Genomic DNA, 21,041 nt, shown 5'->3' with positions numbered 1-21,041 from the left:
TCTGGCCGTGCGGAGGACCCGCCGCAGGCTGGAGACGGCGGCGAGCTCGTCGGCGATCGCCGCGCACGTCGACGGGCTGCAGCACCAGCTCGGCGCGGGGCCGTGCGTCGAAGCCGTGGCGACGGGCCAGGTCTGCCTGGTCGACGACGTGCGCAACGACCACCGGTGGCCGGCCTGGTCCGACGGGGTGACCGCCCTGGGGGTGGGGTCCGTGCTCTGCGTACCGCTAGCGGCGTCGGCAGAGCCCCTCGGAGCACTGACCGTCTGCTCCCGCCAGGAGCACGCGTTCGACGCCGAGGGGCTCGACGTCTCGGTGGCCCTGGCCGGCGTGGTCGGCCACCTGGTCCAGGTCAGGGAGGAGCGCGACCAGCTGAGCGTGGCGCTGCAGAGCCGCCACACGATCGGGGTCGCGCAAGGGATCTTGATGGCGCGGTACCACCTGGGCGTGGAGGGCGCGTTCGCGGTGCTCCGGCGCCTCTCCGCCGACCACAACACCAAGCTGCGGGACGTCGCCGCCCAGGTCGCCGCCGGTGGGGACCTTCCCGACGGGGCGACGGGCGACGGGCGTCGGTGAGGTGGCGCCCCGCAGCCTGACGGGGGGACGGGGGCGCAGGGCGCCACGCGCCCATGGTGTGGCACGACCCCTCTCGGGGCGCCCACGGACGAGTTCCGTGCGCGATGCGGCCACGGCGCGGCGCGGGGCGGACACCGCCGCGCCGCGGGTTCGGACGATCGCGCCGCCCGCTCCTGGCCTGATCTGCGCACCGCCACCACCCCCTCCGTGGACGGGCACCGAGAGGACGACCAGCCGCACGTGACGCCGTACACCCGCCACGCCACCGACGACCGCGACGAGGCCGAGCAGGTCGTCGCCGAGCTCTACCTGCCCCACCGCCTCGACCTCACCGAGGGCTCCGCCCCGCTGGAAATGCGGATGAGCGGGCTGCGCCTGGGTGCAGTGACCGTGGGGCGGCTGACCTACGGGCGCGCGGTGGGCCTGCGCACCGCCGACGCCGAGAACGTCCACCTGAACATCCCGTTGCGAGGGCGGGCGAGCTCGCGCAGCGGATCGAGCGACGTTGTGGTCACCGGCCCGGGTGAGGGCCTGGTCTTCTCCCCGGGCGTCCCGGCGGACATGTCGTGGTCGACCGGCTGCGAGCAGCTCTGCCTGATGGTCCCCCGCAGCCGCCTCGAGGACGAGCTCGAGCAGCTCGTCGGGCGTCGCCTGCGGGGCCGGCTCGCCTTCGACTTCGCCGTCGACCGTGAGCGGCAGGGCGGGCGTGCAGGCGAGCATCCGGCGTGCGGTCGAGCTGATGCAGGACGCCCCGGCCGAGCCGTGGACGACGGTACGGCTGGCCGCCGAGGTGCACCTCAGCCCCCGCGCGCTCCGGGCCGGGTTCCGCCGGGACCTCGCGACGCCGCCGATGACCTTCCTGCGCGAGCTCCGCCTGCGCCGGGCACGCGAGATCCTGCGTGCCGCGGACCGGGACGCCACCACGGTCCGCGCGGTGGCCCTCGGTGTGGGCATGGTGCACCTCGGCCGCTTCGCCGGCGCCTACCGCGAGGCCTTCGGCGAGATGCCGTCGGACACCCTCCGCCGACCCCACCCCGAGCGGCGCGTCGTCACTGGCCGAGGTTGGTGACGAGGTTGATGGCGACGGCGAGCACGCCGGTTCCGAACGCGTAGGAGAGCAGCGCGTGCCCGAGCGCGACGCGCCTGATCCGGGTGGTCGTGGGCTCGGTGTCGGAGACCGCGAACGACATCCCGACGGTGAAGGCCAGGTAGGCGAAGTCGCTGTACGTCGGCTCGTCCACCTCACCGAAGTCGATGCCGCCCTCGTCGGGTTCGTCGAGGTAGAACATGCGTGCGTACTTGAACGCGTAGACGGTGTTCACCAGGGCCCACGACAGGGCCACGCTCACCACGCTGAGCAGCACGGACGCGACCGCGACCGGACCGCGCTGGGCGCTGGACTGCACGAGGGCGACGACGACCACGGCCAGGCTGGCCACGGCCGCTGAGATCAGCCACACGTCGGTGGAACGGGTGGACTGCTCCTGCTCGGCGAGCCGCTTGGTGCCACGGGAGTCCTGAGGCCAGCTGGTCCGCCAGACCCACGCGAGCAGGACGGCGGTGGTGACCGTCCAGGCCGTCAACGCAAGCAGCCGGGGCGTGGCGGCAAGCGCCACCACCGCCCCGGCTGCGAGCCCGGCGGCAAGGCTGAGGAGCGCACGCCGGGCCGACAGGAGGCGGTCGGGTGCGTGACCCCTCGCCGCCCACCGAACCGATGTGGCCCGTCGGGACGGCGATCCGCCGCCGTCGATGTCGCTGCCGCTGGGAGAGGTGCTCAGGCGCCGGGCACGAACACCGCGCGGACGCACCCGTCCTCCTTCTCCTTGAACATGCGGTAGCCCGTGGGGCCCTCCTCGATGGACATCACGTGGGTCGCGAGGTGCTCGGTCCGCACCTCGTCGCGGCTCATCCGGTCGAGGATCTCGGGGATGTAGCGGTGGCCGTGCTGCTGAGCGCCGCGGAGGGTGAGCCCCTTGTTCATCACGGCGCCGAGGGGGAACTTGTCCACCACTCCGGCGAACACGCCGAGGGTGAAGACCGTCCCGCCCTTGCGGCAGGCGTAGATGGCCTCACGGACCGCGGTCGGCCGGTCGGTCTGCAGCCGCATCTGCTGCTTGACCTGGTCGTAGAGGTGCGCCGGCCCGGGGCTGTGCGCCTCCATGCCGACTGCCTCGATGCACACGTCCGGTCCCCGCCCGCCGGTCATCTCGCGCAGCTCTGCCGGGACGTCGACCTGCTCGTAGTCGAGCGTCTCCGCGCCGATGTGCGTGCGCACCTGCTCGAGGCGGTTCGCGAAGCGGTCGACGACCACGACCCGTTCCGCGCCCATGAGCATGGCGGCGCGGGCGGCCATCTGCCCCACGCCCCCGGCACCCCACACCGCGACCACGTCACCCTGCTGGACGCCGGCCTGGTCGGCCCCGGTCCACCCCGTGGGTGCCGCGTCGGAGGCGAAGAGGGCTCGCTGGTCGGATACCCCGTCCGGGATGGGGAAGGCGCCCTGGTCGGCGTACGGGACCCTGATGTAGCGGGCGTGGCTTCCCGCGTAGCCACCCAGGGCGTGGGAGTAGCCGTAGCACCCGCCGATGGACTGACCCCACAGCGCCTCGGTCATCCCGGGGTTGGGGTTGCCGTTGTCGCACAGGGAGAACAACCCCTGCTTGCAGTACCAGCACTGTCCGCAACTGGTGAAGGACACGACGACGACCCGGTCCCCGACCTGGTGCTTGGTCACGTCCGGCCCGATGTCGACGACCTTGCCCATGAACTCGTGCCCCAGCACGTCGCCGGCCCGCATCGCGGGGATGTAGCCGCCCAGCAGGTGCAGGTCCGAGCCGCAGACCGCGCTCAGCCCGACCTCCACGATGATGTCGTGGCCGTTGAGGATGCTGGGCTCCGGGACGTCCTCCACGCCGATCTCGTTCACGCCGCGCCACGTCACCGCCCTCATCGCACGCCTCCCTCGGGGGCCGCCTTGGTCCAGGACTCCAGGAGCGCCCCGGTGGGGGTGGGCGTCCGCTTGCCGTGCGGGGTCGGATCCACGCGCAGCACCTCACCGACCTCGATCAGCTGCTTGGCCCGGCGCAGGGCCGAGCGGAGCTCGCCCTCCTCGTCATCGCCGCTGAGCCGCTGAGCCGCACTGGCCGGCCGCGGCCGGTCCCGCAGCCGCGCGCACAGCTCGGTGCCCTTGTCACCGGCCGCCGGGCGCACCCTCACCTCGACGCGGTCAGCGAGCTCGGCGAGGGGCGCGGGGAGCGCGGCCTCGTCGAGATCGGAGGGCTCGCACAGCACGGTCACGGCCAGCCAGCCGGATGAGGGCCGGCGCCCACCGGCGGGCTGTGAGGACGACGGGTCCAGCGTCGTGCGCAGGTGCCGGACCAGGCTGCCGCCGGCGCGCACGGCTCGGGAGGTGACGGTCTCGCTCATCGTCGGCCTCCTGCTCCGGAGCGCTGGGGGGCCAGGGCGAACTCGCGCACGATGCGCTCGCAGAACGCCGGCAGGTCGTCCGGAGACCGGCTCGTCGTGATGTTGGCGTCCGTGACGACCTCCTCGTCGACCACCTCGGCCCCCGCATTGCGCAGGTCGGTGCGGATGCTCGGGAACGACGTCAGCCGGCGTCCCCGGGCCACGCCCGCCTCGGCGAGGGTCCACGGCCCGTGGCAGATCGACGCGACGGGCTTGCCGGACTCGACGAAGTCCCGGACGAACCGGACGGCCGCGTCCTCCATGCGCAGCTTGTCCGGGTTCACGGTGCCGCCGGGCAGCAGCAGCGCGTCGTAGTCGTCCACCGAGACGTCGGACACGACCTCGTCGACGGAGAAGGTGCCGGCGTCCTCGAGGTCGTTGTTGCGTGCCTGGATCTCGCCACTGCTGATCGAGACCACGGCGGTGTGTGCACCGGCGTCGTCGAGCGCGCGGCGGGGCTCCTCCAGCTCGACTCGCTCCACACCGTCGGCCGCCAGGATGGCGACCCGGCGTCCGTCCAGGGTCGTGGCCACGTCACACCCCCGCCGGGTGGAGGACGACCTTGGTCCAGCCGTCGTCGCGGGCGTCGAAGTGCTTGTAGGCGTCGGGCGCCTCGTCCAGGGACAGCTCGTGGCTGACGATGAACGACGGCTCGGCCTTGCCACCCGCGACCAGGTCGCGCAGCTGGCGGTTGTACTTCTTGACCGGCGCCTGCCCGCTGCCGATGTGCTGTCCCTTGAACCAGAACATCCCGTAGTCGAAGGCGAGCTTGCCCTCCTTCGCCAGCTCGTCGACCCCGCCTGGGTCCTGGGGGACGAAGACACCGACGTTGCCGATCTTGCCGGTGAAGCGCACGGAGGCGACGAGCCGGTTCATGGTGAGGTTCGGCTGCTCCTGACCGTCCGGCTCGTGCGCCTGGTAGCCCACGCACTCGCAACCGTTGTCGGCGCCCAGCCCGAGCGTCTGCTCGAGCACCGCCTCCACCGGGTCCACCTTCGAGTCGTCGATCGCGATGGCCCCGATGGACTCGGCCAGCCGCAGCCGGTCGGGGTGCCGGTCGACGACCATCACCTTGCTCGCGCCCCGGATCGTGGCCGACAGCGCAGCCATCAGGCCGACCGGACCCGCCCCGTAGATGACGGTCTGGTCGCCGGGCTGCACCCCCGCCAGCTCGGTGGCGTGGTAGCCGGTCGGGAAGATGTCGGCCAACATCACGTAGTCGGTCTGCCGCTCCTGGGCGTCCTCGCCCAACCGCAGGCAGTTGAAGTCACCCCACGGCACGCGCAGCAGCTCCGCCTGTCCGCCCGCCCACGGGCCCATGTCGGCGAAACCGTACGCCGCCCCGGCCAGCTGCGGCTCGGGCTGGGCGGTGAGGCAGTAGTTGGTGAGCTGGCGCTCGCAGTTCTTGCAGTGGCCGCAGGCGATGTTGAAGGGCAGGACCACGTAGTCGCCCACCTGGACCTTGTCCACGCCGTCACCCACCTCGACCACCTGCCCGAGGTTCTCGTGGCCGAACCAGCGACCGGGCTCGAAGTCGGTGCGCCCCTCGTACATGTGCAGGTCGGACCCGCAGATGTTCGTGGACGTGATGCGGACCAGCACGTCCGTCGGTCGCTCGATGGTGGCATCGGGCACGTCCTTGACGCTGACCTGCCGTGGACCGTCGTACACCACTGCTCTCATCGTGTCTCCTCCGTCGTGGGGTCCTCGCCTCCCGGTGGGCGGGGCAACTCCATTCAAGGAGCGGTCGCGGGCGGCCGGTATCGGCAGATCTGCCCACGTGTGCGACCGGGTGGCCACGCACCGTGTCGGTGGGGGCGCCTCGGGTACTCGCAGCACATGGTTGCTCTCCGCGTCGGGCTCGTGGCGGACCCCGCGGCACCCACCGAGGTGGCGCGCCGGCTCGCCGACCTGACCTCGGGCGACGAAGACCAGACCTGGGACATCACGGTCGTGAGCAAGCCCTTCACCACCGGCTCCGAGGACGTGTGGGCCGCCGCGGACCGGCTGCGCGACGACCGGAGGGAACGGGAGTGGGACCTCGTGGTCGGGTTGACCGAACTCCCGCTCCACGACCCCGACGGTGGTCACGTGCTCGTCGAGAGCGACCCGGAGGAACGCGTCGCGGTGCTCTCCCTCCCCGCGCTCGGCCCCGTGCGCAGGAACGCCAGGGCGCGCCGGGCGGTCCACACGCTGGTGAGCGGGATGGCCGACCACGACGCCCACCGCGAGGGGCGCGTGCGGCTGCCCCAGGCCGGTGGGAGCTGGCGGCTGCTCCTCGGCATGGTCCTGGCCAACCGGCCGTGGCTGCTGGTGCCCGGCCTCAAGTCGGCGCTGGTCGCCGCGCTAGCGACGGGCGCGGTCGCGACCATCAACTCCACCGTCTGGCTCCTGGCCGGCTCCCTGTCCTGGTGGCGCCTGGTGGTGGCCACGGTGGCCTCGATCGCCCTGGTGGTCGTCTGGCTCATCGTCGACGCCGAGCTGTGGGACCGCCCCGACAGCGACTCCACGCGATCGCGCCAGCGTTCCCGGCTCTACAACGCGTCCACAGTGTTGACCCTGGTCACCGGCGTCACCCTCTGCTACGTGGCGCTGTACGTGGTGAACCTGGCGTGGGCGCTGTTCATCCTCGACCCCGCCATCATGGGCGACTACCTGCAGGCGGGCTACAGCTACCCAGACCTCTTCGTGCTCTCGTGGTTCGTCGCCTCCGCCGCGACGGTGGGCGGCGGCCTCGGCTCCGGCCTGGAGTCGGACGAGGCCGTCCGCGCGGCCGCCTACTCCAAGCGCGAGGAGGACCGACGCAACCGGCTCCAGCGCGACCAGCGGGACGGCTGAGCGGCTCGACCGTCCCGTGCGTCCGGGGCCGCGGAGACCCTCATCGAAGAGGCCATGCGCATCGCCGAGGGCATGGAGACCGTCGACGGCGCGGCCGGCTCGGTCAGCGGCGGCTGAGCCGCCGGAGGCCGAGGAACGAGGCCGGGAGGTGGATCAGCCGACGGTGACCGAGGCCGCCGCGCCGTCGACGGTCTCCATGCCCTCGGCGATGCGCATGGCCTCTTCGATGAGGGTCTCGACGATCTCGGACTCGGGGACGGTCTTGATGACCTCGCCGCGGACGAAGATCTGGCCCTTGCCGTTGCCGGAGGCGACGCCGAGGTCGGCCTCGCGGGCCTCGCCGGGGCCGTTGACGACGCAGCCCATGACCGCGACGCGGAGGGGGGACCTCCATGCCCTCGAGGCCGGCGGTGACGCGCTCGGCGAGGGTGTAGACGTCGACCTGGGCGCGGCCGCAGGAGGGGCAGGAGACGATCTCGAGCTTGCGGGGGCGCAGGTTGAGGCTCTGCAGGATCTGGATGCCGACCTTGACCTCCTCGACGGGAGGCGCGGAGAGGCTGACGCGGATGGTGTCGCCGATGCCCTTGCTGAGCAGGGCACCGAAGGCGGTGGCGGACTTGATGGTGCCCTGGAACGCCGGGCCGGCCTCGGTCACGCCGAGGTGGAGCGGCCAGTCACCGGCCTCGGCGAGGAGCTCGTAGGCGCGGACCATCACGACGGGGTCGTTGTGCTTGACCGAGATCTTGAAGTCGTGGAAGTCGTGCTCCTCGAACAGGCCGGCCTCCCAGACGGCGGACTCCACGAGGGCCTCGGGGGTGGCCTTGCCGTACTTGTCGAGGATCCGCTTGTCGAGCGATCCGGCGTTCACGCCGATGCGGATGGAGGTGCCGTGGTCCTTGGCGGCCGCGGCGATCTCCTTGACCTGGTCGTCGAACTTGCGGATGTTGCCCGGGTTCACGCGGACGGCGGCGCAGCCGGCCTCGATGGCCGCGAAGACGTACTTCGGCTGGAAGTGGATGTCGGCGATGACCGGGATCTGCGAGTGCCGGGCGATCTCGGGGAGCGCGTCGGCGTCGTCCTGCGAGGGGCAGGCGACGCGGACGATGTCGCAGCCCGTCGCGGTGAGCTCGGCGATCTGCTGGAGGGTGGCGTTGACGTCCGAGGTCAGGGTGGTCGTCATCGACTGCACCGAGATCGGGTGGTCGCTGCCGACCCCCACCTTGCCCACCTGGATCTGGCGGGTCTTGCGGCGCGGTGCGAGCACCGGCGGCGGGGCCGCGGGCATCCCCAGGTTGATCTCGGTCACGCCCTCCAGCGTACGGCGCGGGAGGGCGCGTCCCGAATCAGAGCGGTGTGAGATCAGCCGGAGGTTCAGCCGGTGATGTGGATGGGCACGACGAGGTCGCCGACGATGAGCACCAGGCTCATCACGAGCATCGCCGAGGCCATCACGTAGGCGATCGGCAACAGCTTCGCGGCGTCCACGAACCCGGGGTCCGGCAGCCCGCGCAGCTTGGCCAGCCCGCGGCGCACGGCCTCCCACAGCGCGCTGGCGATGTGGCCACCGTCCAGCGGGAGCAGGGGGATGAAGTTGAAGGCCCCGATGAAGAAGTTGAAGCCCGCGACGAGCAGCAGCAGGAAGGTGATCTTGGCGTCGTTGGGCAGCCAGGTGGCCGAGGCGGTCTCACCGGCGATCCGGCTGCCGCCCACGATGCTGACCGGGCTCTCGGGGTCGCGGTCCTGCACGCCGACGATGGCCTTGGCCACGCCCCAGACCCGCTCGGGCAGGCGGACCATCGCCTCGACGGTCTGCTCCGCGGTGTAGCCCATCTGCACCAGGGTGTAGAGCGGCCCGCCGGTGACCCGGTGGGTCGTCGGGGCCACGCCCAGGAAGCCCACGGACTCCAGCTGGTCGGGGTGGTCGGTGTCGACCGGGCGGTCCTGCAGGAGGGTGCTCGTCGTCGTGGTGTACGCCGTGCCGTCGCGCTCGTAGCCGATCTCGGCCCGGCCGTCCTTGTTGGCCCGGATCAGCTCCTGGAGCTGGTCGTAGCTGGTGATCGCGGTGCCGTTGAAGCTGGTGATGGTGTCACCGGGCCGCAGGCCCGCCTCGAAGGCCGGGCTGAGCTGGTCGCCGGCCTCGCAGGCCGTGCGCTGCTCGGAGGCCGGGATCACGCACTTGTTGACCGAGGAGATCACCGGGGCGCCGGAGTCGACCGCGTCGTCGGTGGGGTTGCCGTAGGTGGCGAAGACGGTCCAGAACAGGAAGAACGCGATCGCGATGTTCACCGACGGGCCGCCGGCCATCACGACGACCTTCTTCCACCAGGCCATCTTGTAGAACAGCCGCTCGTCGTCGGCGGGGGTGATGAGCTCCCACTCGGCCGCGCGGGCGTCGGAGATCAGCTGGGTGAAGATCCCGGTGTTGGACTTGCGGATCCGGGTGACCTGGTTGCCCTGGTCGTCGTACTCGACCGTCCCGAGCTGCTCGGCCCCCGGCGGCAGCATGCCGACGATCTTGACGTAGCCGCCGAGCGGGATGGCCTTGACGCCGTACTCGGTCTCGCCGCGCCTGCGGCTCCACACGGTCGGCCCGAAGCCGATGAAGTACTGCGTGACCTTCCCGCCGAACGCCTTGGCCGGGATCATGTGCCCCAGCTCGTGCAGCCCGATCGAGACGAGGATCGAGACCACGAAGATCAGGATCCCTGCGATGTAGAGAAGGCTCGTCACCCTCTGCTTCCCCCTTGCTCACCCACGACCGGCTCCCCCAGGTCGGCGGCCGTGCGCGCCCACGCGTCGGCGGCGAGGACGTCCTCCACCCCCAACGACCTACCCGGGGTCGAGGGTACGTCGTGCTGCGCGAGCACACGCGCCACCGTCGGCACGATCTGCGTGAACGCCATCCTCCCCCTGCGGAAGGCATCCACACACACCTCGTTGGCGGCGTTGTAGACCGCAGGCGCCGTCCCGCCGAGCTCCGCGGCCCGCTTGGCCAGTGCCACCGCGGGGAACGCCTCCTCGTCGAGGGGGAAGAACTCCCACGTCTCCGGTCTGGTCCAGTCGACCGCGGGGGCGGTGTCGGGCACCCGGTCGGGCCAGTTGAGCCCGAGCGCGATGGGGATCAGCATCGTCGGGGGGCTGGCCTGGACCAGCGTCGCGCCGTCCACGAACTCCACCATGGAGTGCACCACCGACGTCGGGTGCACGACGACCTCGATCCGGTCGATCGGCACGCCGAACAGCAGGTGCGCCTCGATGACCTCGAGGCCCTTGTTGACCAGGGTCGCGGAGTTGATGGTGACGACCGGGCCCATGTCCCACGTGGGGTGGGCCAGCGCCTCCTCCACGGTGACGTCGTGCAGGTCCTCGACGCTGCGCCCGCGGAACGGGCCGCCGCTCGCGGTCAGCACCAGCCGCCGCACCTCCTCGGCCGACCCGCCGCGCAGGCACTGGGCCAGCGCGCTGTGCTCGGAGTCGACGGGCACGATCTGTCCCGGCGCCGCGCGCTCGAGGACCAGCGGGCCGCCGACGATCAGGCTCTCCTTGTTGGCCAGCGCGAGCACGTTGCCCGCCTCGAGCGCGGCCAGCGTCGGCCGCAGCCCGACCGCGCCGGTGATGCCGTTGAGCACCACGTCGCAGGCGTACGCCGCGGCCTCGGTCGAGGCGTCCTCCCCCAGCCCGGAGTACGCCGGGCCGAACTCCGCCACCTGCTGCTCGAACAGCTCGGGCTGGCTCCCACCCGCGGTCAGCCCGACCACGCGGAACCGGTCCGGGTTGGCCCGGACGATGTCGAGGGCCTGGGTGCCGATCGAGCCGGTCGAGCCCAGGATCACCACGTCGCGCACCGGGCCATCCTGCCCGACGGGACTAGATTGCGAGCATGAGCACCGGAGGTCCCTCGCTGCCCCAGCAGCGCACGCTCGTCACCGAGATCCCCGGGCCGGAGTCCCTGGCCCGCCTGGACCGCAAGAAGGCCCACGTCGCCGACGGAGTGGGCACGACGCTACCGGTCTTCGTGGTCGCGGCGGGCGGCGGCGTGCTGGTCGACGTGGACGGCAACTCCCTGATCGACCTCGGCTCCGGCATCGCGGTCGCCACGGTGGGCAACGCCGCGCCGGGCGTGGTGCAGCGGGTGGTGGAGCAGGTGCAGGCCTTCACCCACACCTGCTTCATGGTCACGCCCTACGACGGGTACGTCGACGTCTGCGAGCAGCTGGCCGAGGTGACGCCGGGCGACCACGCCAAGAAGTCGGCGCTGTTCAACTCCGGCGCCGAGGCGGTGGAGAACGCCGTCAAGATCGCGCGCGTGGCCACGGGCCGCGACGCGGTGGCGGTCTTCGACCACGCCTACCACGGCCGCACCAACCTCACGATGGCGATGACGGCCAAGAACATGCCCTACAAGAACGGCTTCGGTCCGTTCGCGGGCGAGGTCTACCGGGCGCCGATGTCCTACCCGTTCCGCGACGGCCTGTCCGGCGAGGAGGCCGCGGCCCGCGCCATCGACCACCTCGACAAGCAGGTCGGCGCGGACAACCTCGCGTGCCTGGCCATCGAGCCGATCCAGGGCGAGGGCGGCTTCGTGGTCCCGGCGCCGGGCTTCCTGCCGGCGCTGGCCGCGTGGGCGGCCGACCACGGGATCCTGTTCTACGCCGACGAGATCCAGAGCGGCTTCTGCCGCACCGGCGACTGGTTCGCCTCCGAGCACGAGGGCGTCGTGCCCGACCTGCTCTCCCTGGCCAAGGGCATCGCCGGCGGGCTCCCGCTGTCCGCGGTCACCGGTCGCGCCGACGTCATGGACGCGGTGCACGCGGGCGGTCTGGGCGGGACCTACGGCGGCAACCCGGTCGCCTGCGCCGCGGGTCTCGGCGCCCTCGCCGAGATGCGCGAGCACGACCTCGCGGCCCGCGCCCGGGCCATCGGCGAGCGGATGACCGCCCGGCTGCACGCACTCCAGGAGGCGCACCCGGTCATCGGCGACGTGCGCGGTCGCGGCGCGATGATGGCCATCGAGCTGACCACGCCCGGCACGCTCGACCCCGAGCCGGCGCGCACGGCCGCGGTCTCGGCGTACTGCCACCAAAACGGCGTCGTCACCCTCACCTGCGGGACGTGGGGCAACGTGTTCCGGTTCCTGCCGCCGCTGTCGATCTCCGACGCGCTGCTCGACGAGGCCTTCGACGTGGTGGCGGAGGCGTTCGCCGCCACCGCGTGAGCGGCGACACAGACGGTTTGCCCGCGCCACCCGCGGGGGACGTGGAGGGCATGGGGTTCTCGAGGGACGGGGTGACGGCTCGCCGGCTGCGCTCCCTGCGCAGCCTCATGGTCGTCAACGCGATGATCGGGCTCGCGCTGGTGCTGACCAGCCTGGTCTACGAGCCGGCTCCCCCGCACGCGGCGCTGCGGTGGACCAGCATCGTCGCGGTCTTCGTCGGGCTCGGCACCCTCATCGGCTGGACCGAGGTGAGCCTGTCCCGCCGGGCGCCGGCCACGCGCGCGATCCCCGGCGTGGCCGTCGCCCTGGGCCTGCTGACGTGCGGCATCGCGATCGCCCTCGCGCCGTCGTACGCCGAGACGCTGGCCTTCCCCGTCGAGCTGGTGCCGGCCTCCGCGGTCGTGGTGCTCGGGGTGTGGGGGCTGCTGTTCACCGCGCACCCGGAGCGACCGGAGCAGGGGCGCCGCCCCCGCGAGCGGGTGGTCAGCTCGCGCCGGGGCTGACCGGACCCTCGTACTCCCGCAGCTCGTCCACGAGGCGGAAGCCCAGCCGTGCGTTGGTGCGGCGCATCGCGACGTTGTCCTGCTCGCAGTAGGTCTGCACCCGCCGCCGTGGCCCGAGCAGCCCGGCCGTCTCCTGCAGCAGCCCCAGGTTGGCCGCCTTGAGCCGCAGCCCCAGACCGCGTCCGCGGTACGCGCGGTCCACGAAGGTGTCGTCCTGCACCACGACCCGCTCGTCGTGGGCCGAGACCAGGAGCTCGGTGTAGCCGCGCCCCGCGCCGTCCGGGCCGAGGGCCATGGTGCGGACCTTGGTCCAGCCCTGCTCGGTCATCGCGCGGTCGGACTCGCGGACCCGGTCGGCGTCGACCTGCCGCGGGGTGATGCTCAGCTCCCCGATCGGCACGTCCTCGGACATGTGCGTCCGCATCCGCGCCCACTCGTCCAGCCGGTCCTCCGGGCACGGACCGACCCAGGACACGACCTCGGTGTCGTCGGGGTCGTCGGTGGCCGGCGCCGCGAGCCGCTCGGGCGCCACGGGCAGGTCCAGCACGAACCGGTGCTCGCGCTCGAGGCAGCGCAGTCCGCGGGCCTCGGCGAACCGTGCGCCCGGCCAGTCCTCGGCGCCGTCGGGCACCAGCACCTCGGCCTGCGCGACCGCCCGGCCCTCCTGGGCCGCGACCTCCTGCACGGCCTCCCACAGGGCCTGGCCGACGCCACGGTGCCGGTGCGGCCCCGGCACGCCCAGGTCGACGCCGAGGGTGTGCACGTCGTCGTCCAGCGGCAGGGAGAGCTCGGCCCCGCCCACGACCGCGCCGGCGTCGTCGGTGGCCACCAGCGCGACGTGCCGGGTCCGGCTCTCGGCCCGCGCGAAGTAGACCCGCGCCGACTCCACCGACTCCCACCAGCCGGGCTCGCGACCCTCGGCGTACGCCGCCGCGATCGCCGCGTGCCACGCCCCGAAGCGCTCGTCCCCTGGCCCGATCCGCTCGACGTCCACCACGACCCGAAGCCAACCAGCCGCGGCCGCCGTACGCTCGACGGGGTGGACCAGCAGCGCAGTGTCGACGCCGCCCTGGTGCCGCTCGTGGCCTCGCTCGCGCCGTGGGGCGTGGAGGAGGCGCACTGGCTCCCCGACCGCGACGGTGTCCCGGTCGTGTGGGTGCGCGTCCGCACCGCCCTGCAGCGCGTCTCGCTGCAGGCCCAGCCGTGGGTGCTGGCCCAGGTGCAGGTGACCCTGAGCCGGCTCGGCGTCGCCCCGCACGTGGTGCTGGCCGCCCGCGTCGAGGTGACCTCCGCCGAGGACGAGGCGCAGCTGTTCGAGGAGTGAGCTAGAGCGCTTCGTCGAGGCGGTCGGCCAGCCGCGCGACGGTGCCGTCGACGTCGCCGAGCTTGTCCAGCCCGAACAGCCCGATCCGGAACGTCGAGAAGTCGTCGCGCTCACCACACATGAGCGGGACGCCGGCGGCGACCTGCAGGCCGTGCGCCTTGAGCGCCGCGCCGCTCTTGAGATCGGGGTCGGCGGTGTGGGAGACGACGACGCTCGGCGCGGCGTACCCCTCGGCGGCGACGGACGCGAAGCCGCGCTCGGCCAGCAGCGAGCGGACCCGGGTGCCGAGCGACCACTGCGCCTCGCGCAGGTGGTCGAGGCCCGCGGCCCGCGTCTCGAGCATGAGCGCGGCGTCGCGGGCGAGGGCGTCGGTGGGCATCGTGGCGTGGTACGGCGTCTGCCCGTCGAGGTAGGCCTCGGTGATCGTGAGCCACTTCTGCAGGTCGACGGCGAAGCTGGTCGAGGTCGTGGCCAGCACGCGCTCGCGGCCGGCCGCGCCGAGCATGACGAAGCCGGCGCACGGCGAGCCACTCCAGCCCTTCTGCGGGGCGCTGAGCAGCACGTCGGCGCCCAGGTCGGTCATGTCGACCCACAGCGCGCCCGAGGCGATGCAGTCGAGGACGAAGAGCCCGCCCACCGCACGGGTGGCCGCAGAGACCGCCCGCACGTAGTCGTCGGGCAGCAGGATGCCGGCCGCGGTCTCCACGTGGGCGGCGAAGACCACCTCGGGCCGGTCACGCTCGATGGCCGCGACGACCTCCTCCACCGGTGCCGGCGTCCACGGCGCCTGCCGCTCATCGGCCACGGGGCGCGCTCGGCAGACCGTCACCTGGTCGGTGATGCCGCCGGTCTCGAGGATCGCCGACCAGCGGTAGGAGAACAGCCCGTTGCGCACCACCAGCACCCGCCGGCCAGTGGCCAGCTGCCGGGCCACCGCCTCCATCGCGTAGGTGCCACCGCCCGGGACGAGCGCGACGGTCTCGGCGGCGTACGTCGAGCGCAGCACGTCGACGACGTCGTGGACCACGCCGACGAAGCGCTGCGACATGTGGTTGAGGGAGCGGTCGGTGAAGACGACGGAGTACTCCAGGAGGCCGTCGGGGTCGACGTCGGCGCGAGGCAGGTCCACGTCGGCAGCGTGCCACAGGCACGGGCCGGCGCACGTCCCCCCACCATGGCTGATGGCGTGCGCCGGCCCGTCCCCTGGGCCCGAGACCCTGGCCGGACCGCTAGGCGTCCAGCTCCTGCATCCCCCAGGGGCTGCCGTACTCCGTCAGCAGGTCCAGGAACGGGACCGCGTCGAAGGCCTCGGGGCCGAGCACGCCGGCGCCCGACCAGGTGCCGCGCGCGAGCAGCTCGAGCGCGACGACCGGGTTGATCGCGGTCTGCCAGACCACGCACTGGTGGCCGTACTCGCGCATCGTCCACTCGTTGTCGACCACGTGGTATAGGTAGGTCGAGCGCGGCTGGCCGTCCTGGCCGGTGCCGGTGACCCAGAGCCCCGCGCAGGTCTTGCCGGTCATCCGCGGGCCGATGGTGGCCGGATCCGGCAGCACCGCGGCGACCACGTCACGCGGGGAGACCTCGACGCCCTTGACCCGGACCTTCTCGGTGGAGTCCAGGCCGAGGGTGTGCAGCACCTTGAGGATCGTGATCATCTCCTCGCCGAGGCCGTACTTGAAGGTCGCGCGCTTGCAGTCGACCCAGCGCGGCATGAGGAGCACCTCCTCGTGCTCGACGTTCACGCACTCGACCGGGCCGATGCCCTCGGGGAAGTCGAAGACCTCCGGCTCGCTGAACGGCGCCGTGGTGTGCCAGTCCCCGTCCTGCCAGACCACGGGCGGGTTGAGGCACTCCTCGATCGTGGTCCACATCGAGAACGACGGCGCGAAGACCTCGTTGCCGGCCTCGTCGGCCACGACCAGGTTGGCGCCGTCGCGCGTGCCGAGCTCGTCGATCTCGCTGAACAGGTGGTCGGCGGCGTAGCGCGCGAACACGTCGGACAGCCCCGGCTCCACGCCGATGCCGACGAGCGCGAGCCGGCCCGCGGACTCCCACTCCCCCGCGACCGCGAACTGCTCGTCGCCGAGCTTGACGCCCGGCCTCTCGTACGGCGTCTCGGGGTGCGGCTTGCTCAGCGACATCGCCATGTCGAGGTAGTCGGCCCCGGCCGCGAACGCGCCCTCGAAGATCGCCATGTTGAAGACCGGGTCGACGGCGTTCATCACGTGGGTGATCCGGTGCTCGCGGCACAGCGCCTCGACCGCCTCGGCCGACGAGGCGTCGACCTGGGCCGCGACGTACCGCTCGTCGGTGGCCGCGGCCTTCTCGGCACGCTCCAGGGAGTAGTCGCTGACGACGACGGTCTCGAAGAAGTCGCGGCGCGCGGCGATGGCCGTGAACGCACCACCGACGCCGCCGGCGCCGACCAGGAGGATCCTCACCGGGTGGTCCTCACTGGCCGATCCAGCTCATGACGTGCTTGATGCGGGTGTAGTCCTCGAGGCCGTACATCGACAGGTCCTTGCCGTGACCGGAGTGCTTGAAGCCGCCGTGCGGCATCTCGGCCACGAGCGGGATGTGGCAGTTGATCCAGACGCAGCCGAAGTCGAGGGCCTTGGACACCCGCAGCGCGCGACCGTGGTCGCGGGTCCAGACGCTGGAGGCCAGGCCGTACTCCACTCCGTTGGCCCACGCGAGGGCCTCGGCCTCGTCGCTGAACTGCTGGACGGTGATGACCGGGCCGAAGATCTCGTTCTGGATCTGCTCGTCGTCCTGGCGCAGCCCGTCGAGGACGGTGGGCTCGTAGAAGTAGCCCCGGTCGCCCTGCCGGTGCCCGCCGGCCGCGACGGTGGCGTGGTCGGGGAGCCGGTCGACCATGCCGGTGACCCGCTCGAGCTGGTCGGCGTTGTTGAGCGCCCCGAACAGGACGTCCTCGTCGTCGGGCAGCCCGGTCTTGAGGCTCTTGGCCTGCTCGGTCAGCGCGGCCACGAAGTCGCCGTGGATGCCGGGGCCGGCCAGCACGCGCGTGGCGGCGGTGCAGTCCTGGCCGGCGTTGAAGTAGCCGCCGATCGCGATGTCCTCGGCCGCCTTCTCCAGGTCGGCGTCGTCGAAGACGATGACCGGCGCCTTGCCGCCGAGCTCGAGGTGGGTGCGCTTGAGGTCCTTGGCCGCCGAGCTCGCGACCTCCATGCCCGCGCGCACCGAGCCGGTGATGGAGACCATCTGCGGCGTGCGGTGCTCGACGACCGCGCGACCGGTGTCGCGGTCACCGCACACCAGGTTGAGCACGCCCGGCGGCAGGAACTCCTGGCACAGCTCGGCCAGCAGCGCCGAGCTCGCCGGCGTGGTGTCGCTCGGCTTGAGGACCACCGTGTTGCCCGCGGCCAGCGCCGGCGCGATCTTCCAGACCATCATCATCAGCGGGTAGTTCCACGGCGTCACCTGACCGACCACGCCGATCGGCTCGCGGCGGATCCAGGAGGTGAAGTCGCTCATGTACTCCCCCGCCGAGCGCCCCTCGAGCACCCGCGCGGCCCCGGCGAAGAACCGGATCTGGTCGATGGCCGGCGGCAACTCCTCCTCGGTCGTCAGCCCGAGCGGCTTGCCGGTGTCCTTGGACTCGACCCGGACGAACTCCTCGGTCCGCTCCTCGAGCGCGTCGGCGATCTTGAGCAGCGCCTTCTGCCGCTCGCTCGGCGTGGTGTTCCCCCACGACTCGAAGGCCTGCGACGCGGCCCGGTAGGCCCGGTCCACGTCCTCGGCCCCCGACATCGGTGCGGCGGCGTACACCTCGCCCGTCGTCGGGTCCACGACGTCGTAGGTCTCCCCCGACACCGCGTCCACGAGCTCACCGTCGACGACGTTCTGGAACCGCTGGTCAGCCATGCCGGGAGCCTAGGCGGCAGACGACGGAATCGGTAGGGATGTGTCCACGCCAGGTGCGGAATCAGTCGTGCACGACCGTGCCGTCCACCCAGGTCGACAGCACCCGAGCGGCGCCGATCTCCTCCGGCGGCCCGGCGAACGGGTCCCGGTCGAGCACGACGAGGTCCGCGGCGGTGCCCACGTCGAGGCGGCCGGCGTCGTCCCGGTGGCAGGCCCAGGCGCTGCCGGAGGTGTACGCCGCGAGGGCGACGTCGAGCGGCACGGCCTGCTCGGGCAGGAACGGCTCGGTGCCGGCGCGACCGGGGTCGGCGTACGTCGTGCGGGTGACGGCGGTGTGGATCGCGGCCAGCGGGTCGGGCGTCGAGACCGGCCAGTCGCTGCCGGCGACCAGCCGGCCGCCGGCGCGGTGGATCGCGCCGAAGGGGTACTGCCAGCCGGCGCGCTCGTCGCCCAGGAACGGCAGCGTGAGGTCGACCATCTGCTCGTCCCAGCACGCCCAGAGCGCCTGCACGTTCGCGGCCACGCCGAGCTCGGCGAAGCGCGGCACGTCGTCGGGGTGCACGAGCTGCAGGTGCGCGACCTGGTGCCGGTGGCCCGGGTCGGTGCCGACCAGGGCGTCGAGGGTCTCGCGCACACCGCGGTCGCCGATCGCGTGCACGTGCACCTGGAAGCCCTCGGCGTCGAGGGCCCGGACCGCGTCGCGCAGCGCGGCCGCGTCGATGAACGAGTGGCCGCGGTTGTCGGTGGCGTGGCCGCACCGGTCGAGGTAGGGCTCGAGCAGCGCCGCCGTCCCGTTCTCGGCCACGCCGTCCTGCATGATCTTGACGCTCGTGGCCCGGAACCGCCCGCCCGTCAGCGCCGCGCGCCGCCCGGCCAGGTCCGCGACCTGCTCGACGCCGAGGCGCCGTTCCCACCACAGCGCGCCGACGACGTACGCCGTGAGCTCGCCGCTCTCGGCCGCGGCGACGTAGGTGGACGCCGGGTCGTCCATCCCGCTGTAGGAGCCGACGATCGCGTCCTGCCACGCCGTCACCCCCAGCGAGTGGAGGTAGCGCTGGCCCTCGAGCAGCGCCCGCCGGTAGTCCTCGCCCGTCGTGCGCGGCAGGTGCCGCGAGACCAGCGCGGTCGCGCCCTCGTGCAGGGTGCCGCTGGGTCGGCCGTCCGCGTCGCGCTCGATCCGCCCGTCGGGCGGGTCCGGCGTGCGCGCGTCGATCCCCGCGCGGCGCAGCGCCGCGCTGTTGACCCACGCGCCGTGGTGGTCGCGGTTGGGCAGGAACACCGGCCGGTCCGGCACCACGGCGTCCAGGTCCGCGGCCAGCGGTGTCCCACCCGGGAACGCCGGCATCCCCCACCCGCCGCCGAGGACCCACTCGTCGTCGTGACTCTCGGCGTAGCGCCGGATCTCGTCGAGGTACTCCTCGCGCGTCGACAGCTCCGACAGGTCGCACCGCAGCCGCTCGAGCCCGCCCTGGATCGGGTGCACGTGCGCGTCGGTGAAGCCCGGGGCCAGGAACGCCGCGTCGACGACCTCGTCCGGCTCCCCCTCGGCCACGATCCGGCCGCCGCGGACCAGGACCTCGGCCGGACCGACGTGGCGCCGCCCGTCGAAGGCCGCCGCCGCCCGGAACAGCGTCGTGGTCATCGACCCTCGAGCAGCGGTCCCGCCGGGTCGTGGTCGAGGCCCACCTTGCGCGCCGCGATCCCCGACAGCGCCTCGAGGCACACCCGGTTGGCCAGCGCCGCGGTGATGTCGGCGTGGTCGTAGGGCGGCGACACCTCCACCACGTCGATGCCGGCCACCGGCAGCTCCAGGCAGATCCGGCGTACGGCGTCCAGCAGCTCCCTGCTGGAGAGGCCGCCCGGCTCCGGCGTACCCGTCCCCGGCGCGTGCCCCGGGTCGCACACGTCGATGTCGACCGAGAGGAACACCGCGTCGCAGTCGTCCAGCGCGATCTCGAACGCCTCGTCCAGGCACGCGCCCAGCCCGCGCGCCACGATCTCGGTCATCTCGAAGGACCGCATGGACTGCGAGGCCATCCAGTCGAGCGTCTCCGGCCCCGGCCAGTAGCCACGCAGCCCCACCTGGAGGAACCGGTCCCCGCGCAGCGCCCCCGACTCGATGAGCCGCCGCATCGGCTGCCCGTGCCCGTACAGCGACCCGAACTCGATGTGCCCCGTGTCGGCGTGCGCGTCGAAGTGGATCATCGACACCCGCCCGAACCCCAGGTGCCGCGCCACCGCCGTCGCGTCCGGCAGCGTGATCGAGTGGTCGCCGCCCAGCACCAGCGGCACCGTGCCCTGGGACGCCACCGCGTAGACCGCGTCCTCGAGCGCCTGCCGGGACCGCTCCTGCTCCCCCGGTGGCATCTCGACGTCGCCGGCGTCCACCACCCGCAGGTCCTGCATTGCGTCGACCCGCAGGGCCAGGTGCGGGCGCGAGCCGTCGTGGCCGAGGTAGTCGGTGCCGCGGATCGCCTGCGGGCCGAAGCGCGTGCCCGGCCGGTGGGACGTGCCGCCGTCCCACGGAGCACCGACGATGACCACGTCGGCCGCGGCCAGTGCCTCCGTGTCCTCCAGGTCCACGGGATCGACGCCGAGGAAGGTGAAGTCGGGGCCGAACTGCTGGCCGTAGCGGGTCACGTCCTATCAGTACCGCTTCGTGGGGGGTGGCGTCATGGGGGGTGGTTTTGGTCTGGGTGCTTCGTCTCGTGGTGCGGGCTCTCGGGTCCGGCCGCCTGTGGACTGGCCCGGCCCCCGCCTGACCGCCGCCCCCTCACCGAACGCAACCGACGCCGTGTTGCACGCGACTGCTCCCAGCGTGGTTGCGTCTCGTGTGCGTGCCCCACGCCGCGGGTCTAGCGTTCGGCGAGGGGGCTGCGGTCCGGCGGGGGCCGGGTCAGCCCACAGGCGCCCTGGTTCGGCGGCGGCACCGTCTCGCCTTCGCCTTCACGGGTGGGGGTGGGGGAGCGGTGCGGGTCATCGCACATCGGAACCGCAAGCGTGGCCGCCAGAGGCGGCCGCGCATGGCGGGCGGGGCTTGCCCCGCCCTTGAGCGCGTCTTACCGCCCCGACCGGGTCCCGCTGTCAAGGACGAACCACTCGGGCCGAAGGCCCCGCCGTTCGCCGCTTGCGGCGCCGAAGGCGTCCTTGACAGCGGGAGTCGGGGTGGTAAGCGCGCGGCCGCACGTGATTGGTCTCAGCACGAGCAAGAAGCGTCGAGGCAGGCAAGAGCCT

General features: G+C 72.7%; 19 protein-coding genes and 2 pseudogenes. 7 read left to right on the top strand and 14 right to left on the bottom strand.

Annotated features, from left to right (window positions below):
* The first annotated feature begins 7 nt into the window (after nucleotides 1-7).
* The 3 genes and pseudogenes from G5V58_RS06125 to G5V58_RS06115 all read left to right on the top strand — a co-directional run bounded on the left by G5V58_RS06125 (nucleotide 8) and on the right by G5V58_RS06115 (nucleotide 1,643).
* Entirely contained in the window at nucleotides 8-574 is a 567-nt protein-coding gene (locus G5V58_RS06125) for a GAF and ANTAR domain-containing protein (protein ID WP_230487122.1), read from the top strand.
* A gap of 207 nt (nucleotides 575-781) precedes the next feature.
* Nucleotides 782-1,222, top strand: a pseudogene (locus tag G5V58_RS26670) (cupin domain-containing protein); the annotation flags it as partial.
* Nucleotides 1,223-1,262: 40 nt separating this feature from the next.
* The gene (locus G5V58_RS06115; RefSeq protein WP_165229854.1) at nucleotides 1,263-1,643 is read left to right on the top strand and encodes a helix-turn-helix domain-containing protein; all 381 of its coding nucleotides are present in this window, start codon (nucleotides 1,263-1,265) and stop codon (nucleotides 1,641-1,643) included.
* Here the strand turns inward: G5V58_RS06115 and G5V58_RS06110 are convergent.
* The 5 genes from G5V58_RS06110 to G5V58_RS06090 all read right to left on the bottom strand — a co-directional run bounded on the left by G5V58_RS06110 (nucleotide 1,624) and on the right by G5V58_RS06090 (nucleotide 5,722).
* Nucleotides 1,624-2,157, bottom strand: coding sequence for a DUF1345 domain-containing protein (locus G5V58_RS06110; protein WP_230487121.1), 534 nt, complete (start codon nucleotides 2,155-2,157; stop codon nucleotides 1,624-1,626). The two genes, G5V58_RS06115 and G5V58_RS06110, sit on opposite strands and share 20 nt — an antisense overlap.
* A 191-nt stretch (nucleotides 2,158-2,348) precedes the next feature.
* Nucleotides 2,349-3,524: a zinc-dependent alcohol dehydrogenase gene (locus G5V58_RS06105; protein ID WP_165229851.1), complete on the bottom strand. Its 1,176-nt coding sequence runs from the start codon at nucleotides 3,522-3,524 to the stop codon at nucleotides 2,349-2,351.
* Nucleotides 3,521-4,000 carry a hypothetical protein gene (locus tag G5V58_RS06100; protein WP_165229849.1) on the bottom strand — a complete coding sequence of 160 codons (480 nt, stop codon included), beginning with the start codon at nucleotides 3,998-4,000 and terminating at the stop codon, nucleotides 3,521-3,523. The genes G5V58_RS06105 and G5V58_RS06100 overlap by 4 nt, the downstream gene beginning before the upstream one ends.
* Nucleotides 3,997-4,572: a type 1 glutamine amidotransferase domain-containing protein gene (locus G5V58_RS06095; RefSeq protein ID WP_165229846.1), complete on the bottom strand. Its 576-nt coding sequence runs from the start codon at nucleotides 4,570-4,572 to the stop codon at nucleotides 3,997-3,999. The genes G5V58_RS06100 and G5V58_RS06095 overlap by 4 nt, the downstream gene beginning before the upstream one ends.
* Nucleotide 4,573: 1 nt before the next feature.
* Nucleotides 4,574-5,722, bottom strand: a complete 1,149-nt coding sequence (locus G5V58_RS06090; protein ID WP_165229843.1) for a glutathione-independent formaldehyde dehydrogenase — start codon at nucleotides 5,720-5,722, stop codon at nucleotides 4,574-4,576.
* A 156-nt stretch (nucleotides 5,723-5,878) separates the two neighbouring features.
* Here G5V58_RS06090 and G5V58_RS06085 point away from each other — a divergent pair, with 156 nt between their 5' ends.
* On the top strand, nucleotides 5,879-6,877 hold the full coding sequence (locus tag G5V58_RS06085) for a hypothetical protein (protein ID WP_165229840.1): 999 nt from the start codon (nucleotides 5,879-5,881) through the stop codon (nucleotides 6,875-6,877).
* 153 nt (nucleotides 6,878-7,030) lie between these two features.
* Here the strand turns inward: G5V58_RS06085 and ispG are convergent.
* The 3 genes and pseudogenes from ispG to G5V58_RS06070 form a co-directional block, all read right to left on the bottom strand.
* Nucleotides 7,031-8,162 (bottom strand): annotated as a pseudogene (ispG, locus tag G5V58_RS06080) (flavodoxin-dependent (E)-4-hydroxy-3-methylbut-2-enyl-diphosphate synthase).
* 86 nt (nucleotides 8,163-8,248) lie between these two features.
* A complete protein-coding gene (locus G5V58_RS06075) occupies nucleotides 8,249-9,607 on the bottom strand; it encodes a M50 family metallopeptidase (RefSeq protein WP_165229837.1) in 1,359 nt (452 codons plus the stop codon).
* Nucleotides 9,604-10,722: a 1-deoxy-D-xylulose-5-phosphate reductoisomerase gene (locus tag G5V58_RS06070; RefSeq protein ID WP_165229834.1), complete on the bottom strand. Its 1,119-nt coding sequence runs from the start codon at nucleotides 10,720-10,722 to the stop codon at nucleotides 9,604-9,606. Before G5V58_RS06070 ends, G5V58_RS06075 begins: the two co-directional genes overlap by 4 nt.
* Nucleotides 10,723-10,757: 35 nt before the next feature.
* Here G5V58_RS06070 and gabT point away from each other — a divergent pair, with 35 nt between their 5' ends.
* Together gabT and G5V58_RS06060 are read left to right on the top strand one after the other, a co-directional pair.
* Nucleotides 10,758-12,092: a 4-aminobutyrate--2-oxoglutarate transaminase gene (gene gabT, locus G5V58_RS06065; RefSeq protein ID WP_165229831.1), complete on the top strand. Its 1,335-nt coding sequence runs from the start codon at nucleotides 10,758-10,760 to the stop codon at nucleotides 12,090-12,092.
* A gap of 50 nt (nucleotides 12,093-12,142) precedes the next feature.
* Nucleotides 12,143-12,595, top strand: coding sequence for a hypothetical protein (locus G5V58_RS06060; RefSeq protein WP_165229828.1), 453 nt, complete (start codon nucleotides 12,143-12,145; stop codon nucleotides 12,593-12,595).
* On the opposite strand, the gene G5V58_RS06055 is transcribed toward G5V58_RS06060, so the two are convergent.
* Nucleotides 12,576-13,592, bottom strand: coding sequence for a GNAT family N-acetyltransferase (locus G5V58_RS06055; RefSeq protein WP_165229825.1), 1,017 nt, complete (start codon nucleotides 13,590-13,592; stop codon nucleotides 12,576-12,578). The two genes, G5V58_RS06060 and G5V58_RS06055, sit on opposite strands and share 20 nt — an antisense overlap.
* Nucleotides 13,593-13,634: 42 nt before the next feature.
* Here G5V58_RS06055 and G5V58_RS06050 point away from each other — a divergent pair, with 42 nt between their 5' ends.
* Nucleotides 13,635-13,919 (top strand): hypothetical protein, encoded by a 285-nt coding sequence (locus G5V58_RS06050; RefSeq protein ID WP_165229822.1) that lies wholly within the window; start codon nucleotides 13,635-13,637, stop codon nucleotides 13,917-13,919.
* Nucleotide 13,920: 1 nt separating this feature from the next.
* Here the strand turns inward: G5V58_RS06050 and G5V58_RS06045 are convergent, their stop codons facing one another.
* The 5 genes from G5V58_RS06045 to speB all read right to left on the bottom strand — a co-directional run bounded on the left by G5V58_RS06045 (nucleotide 13,921) and on the right by speB (nucleotide 20,447).
* Entirely contained in the window at nucleotides 13,921-15,048 is a 1,128-nt protein-coding gene (locus G5V58_RS06045; protein ID WP_165229820.1) for an aminotransferase class V-fold PLP-dependent enzyme, read from the bottom strand.
* Nucleotides 15,049-15,148: 100 nt separating this feature from the next.
* A complete protein-coding gene (locus tag G5V58_RS06040) occupies nucleotides 15,149-16,363 on the bottom strand; it encodes a saccharopine dehydrogenase family protein (RefSeq protein WP_165229817.1) in 1,215 nt (404 codons plus the stop codon).
* Nucleotides 16,364-16,373: 10 nt separating this feature from the next.
* On the bottom strand, nucleotides 16,374-17,807 hold the full coding sequence (locus tag G5V58_RS06035; protein ID WP_165229814.1) for a gamma-aminobutyraldehyde dehydrogenase: 1,434 nt from the start codon (nucleotides 17,805-17,807) through the stop codon (nucleotides 16,374-16,376).
* Nucleotides 17,808-17,868: 61 nt separating this feature from the next.
* Entirely contained in the window at nucleotides 17,869-19,449 is a 1,581-nt protein-coding gene (locus G5V58_RS06030; RefSeq protein WP_165229811.1) for an amidohydrolase, read from the bottom strand.
* Nucleotides 19,446-20,447 (bottom strand): agmatinase, encoded by a 1,002-nt coding sequence (speB, locus tag G5V58_RS06025; protein WP_165229808.1) that lies wholly within the window; start codon nucleotides 20,445-20,447, stop codon nucleotides 19,446-19,448. The genes G5V58_RS06030 and speB overlap by 4 nt, the downstream gene beginning before the upstream one ends.
* Nucleotides 20,448-21,041 lie beyond the last annotated feature (594 nt).

It is taken from the genome of Nocardioides anomalus (assembly GCF_011046535.1).
Lineage (GTDB): Bacteria > Actinomycetota > Actinomycetes > Propionibacteriales > Nocardioidaceae > Nocardioides > Nocardioides anomalus.
Note: the sequence above shows the minus strand (reverse complement) of the source record. Positions and strands in the feature narration are given on the sequence as shown.

Coding starts and splice junctions, on each gene's coding strand:
- G5V58_RS06105 (WP_165229851.1), bottom strand. CDS start 3,524: ATGAGGGCGGTGACGTGGCGCGGCGTGAACGAGATCGGCGTGGAGGAC.
- G5V58_RS06100 (WP_165229849.1), bottom strand. CDS start 4,000: ATGAGCGAGACCGTCACCTCCCGAGCCGTGCGCGCCGGCGGCAGCCTG.
- G5V58_RS06090 (WP_165229843.1), bottom strand. CDS start 5,722: ATGAGAGCAGTGGTGTACGACGGTCCACGGCAGGTCAGCGTCAAGGAC.
- G5V58_RS06085 (WP_165229840.1), top strand. CDS start 5,879: ATGGTTGCTCTCCGCGTCGGGCTCGTGGCGGACCCCGCGGCACCCACC.
- gabT (WP_165229831.1), top strand. CDS start 10,758: ATGAGCACCGGAGGTCCCTCGCTGCCCCAGCAGCGCACGCTCGTCACC.
- G5V58_RS06060 (WP_165229828.1), top strand. CDS start 12,143: ATGGGGTTCTCGAGGGACGGGGTGACGGCTCGCCGGCTGCGCTCCCTG.
- G5V58_RS06035 (WP_165229814.1), bottom strand. CDS start 17,807: ATGGCTGACCAGCGGTTCCAGAACGTCGTCGACGGTGAGCTCGTGGAC.
- G5V58_RS06030 (WP_165229811.1), bottom strand. CDS start 19,449: ATGACCACGACGCTGTTCCGGGCGGCGGCGGCCTTCGACGGGCGGCGC.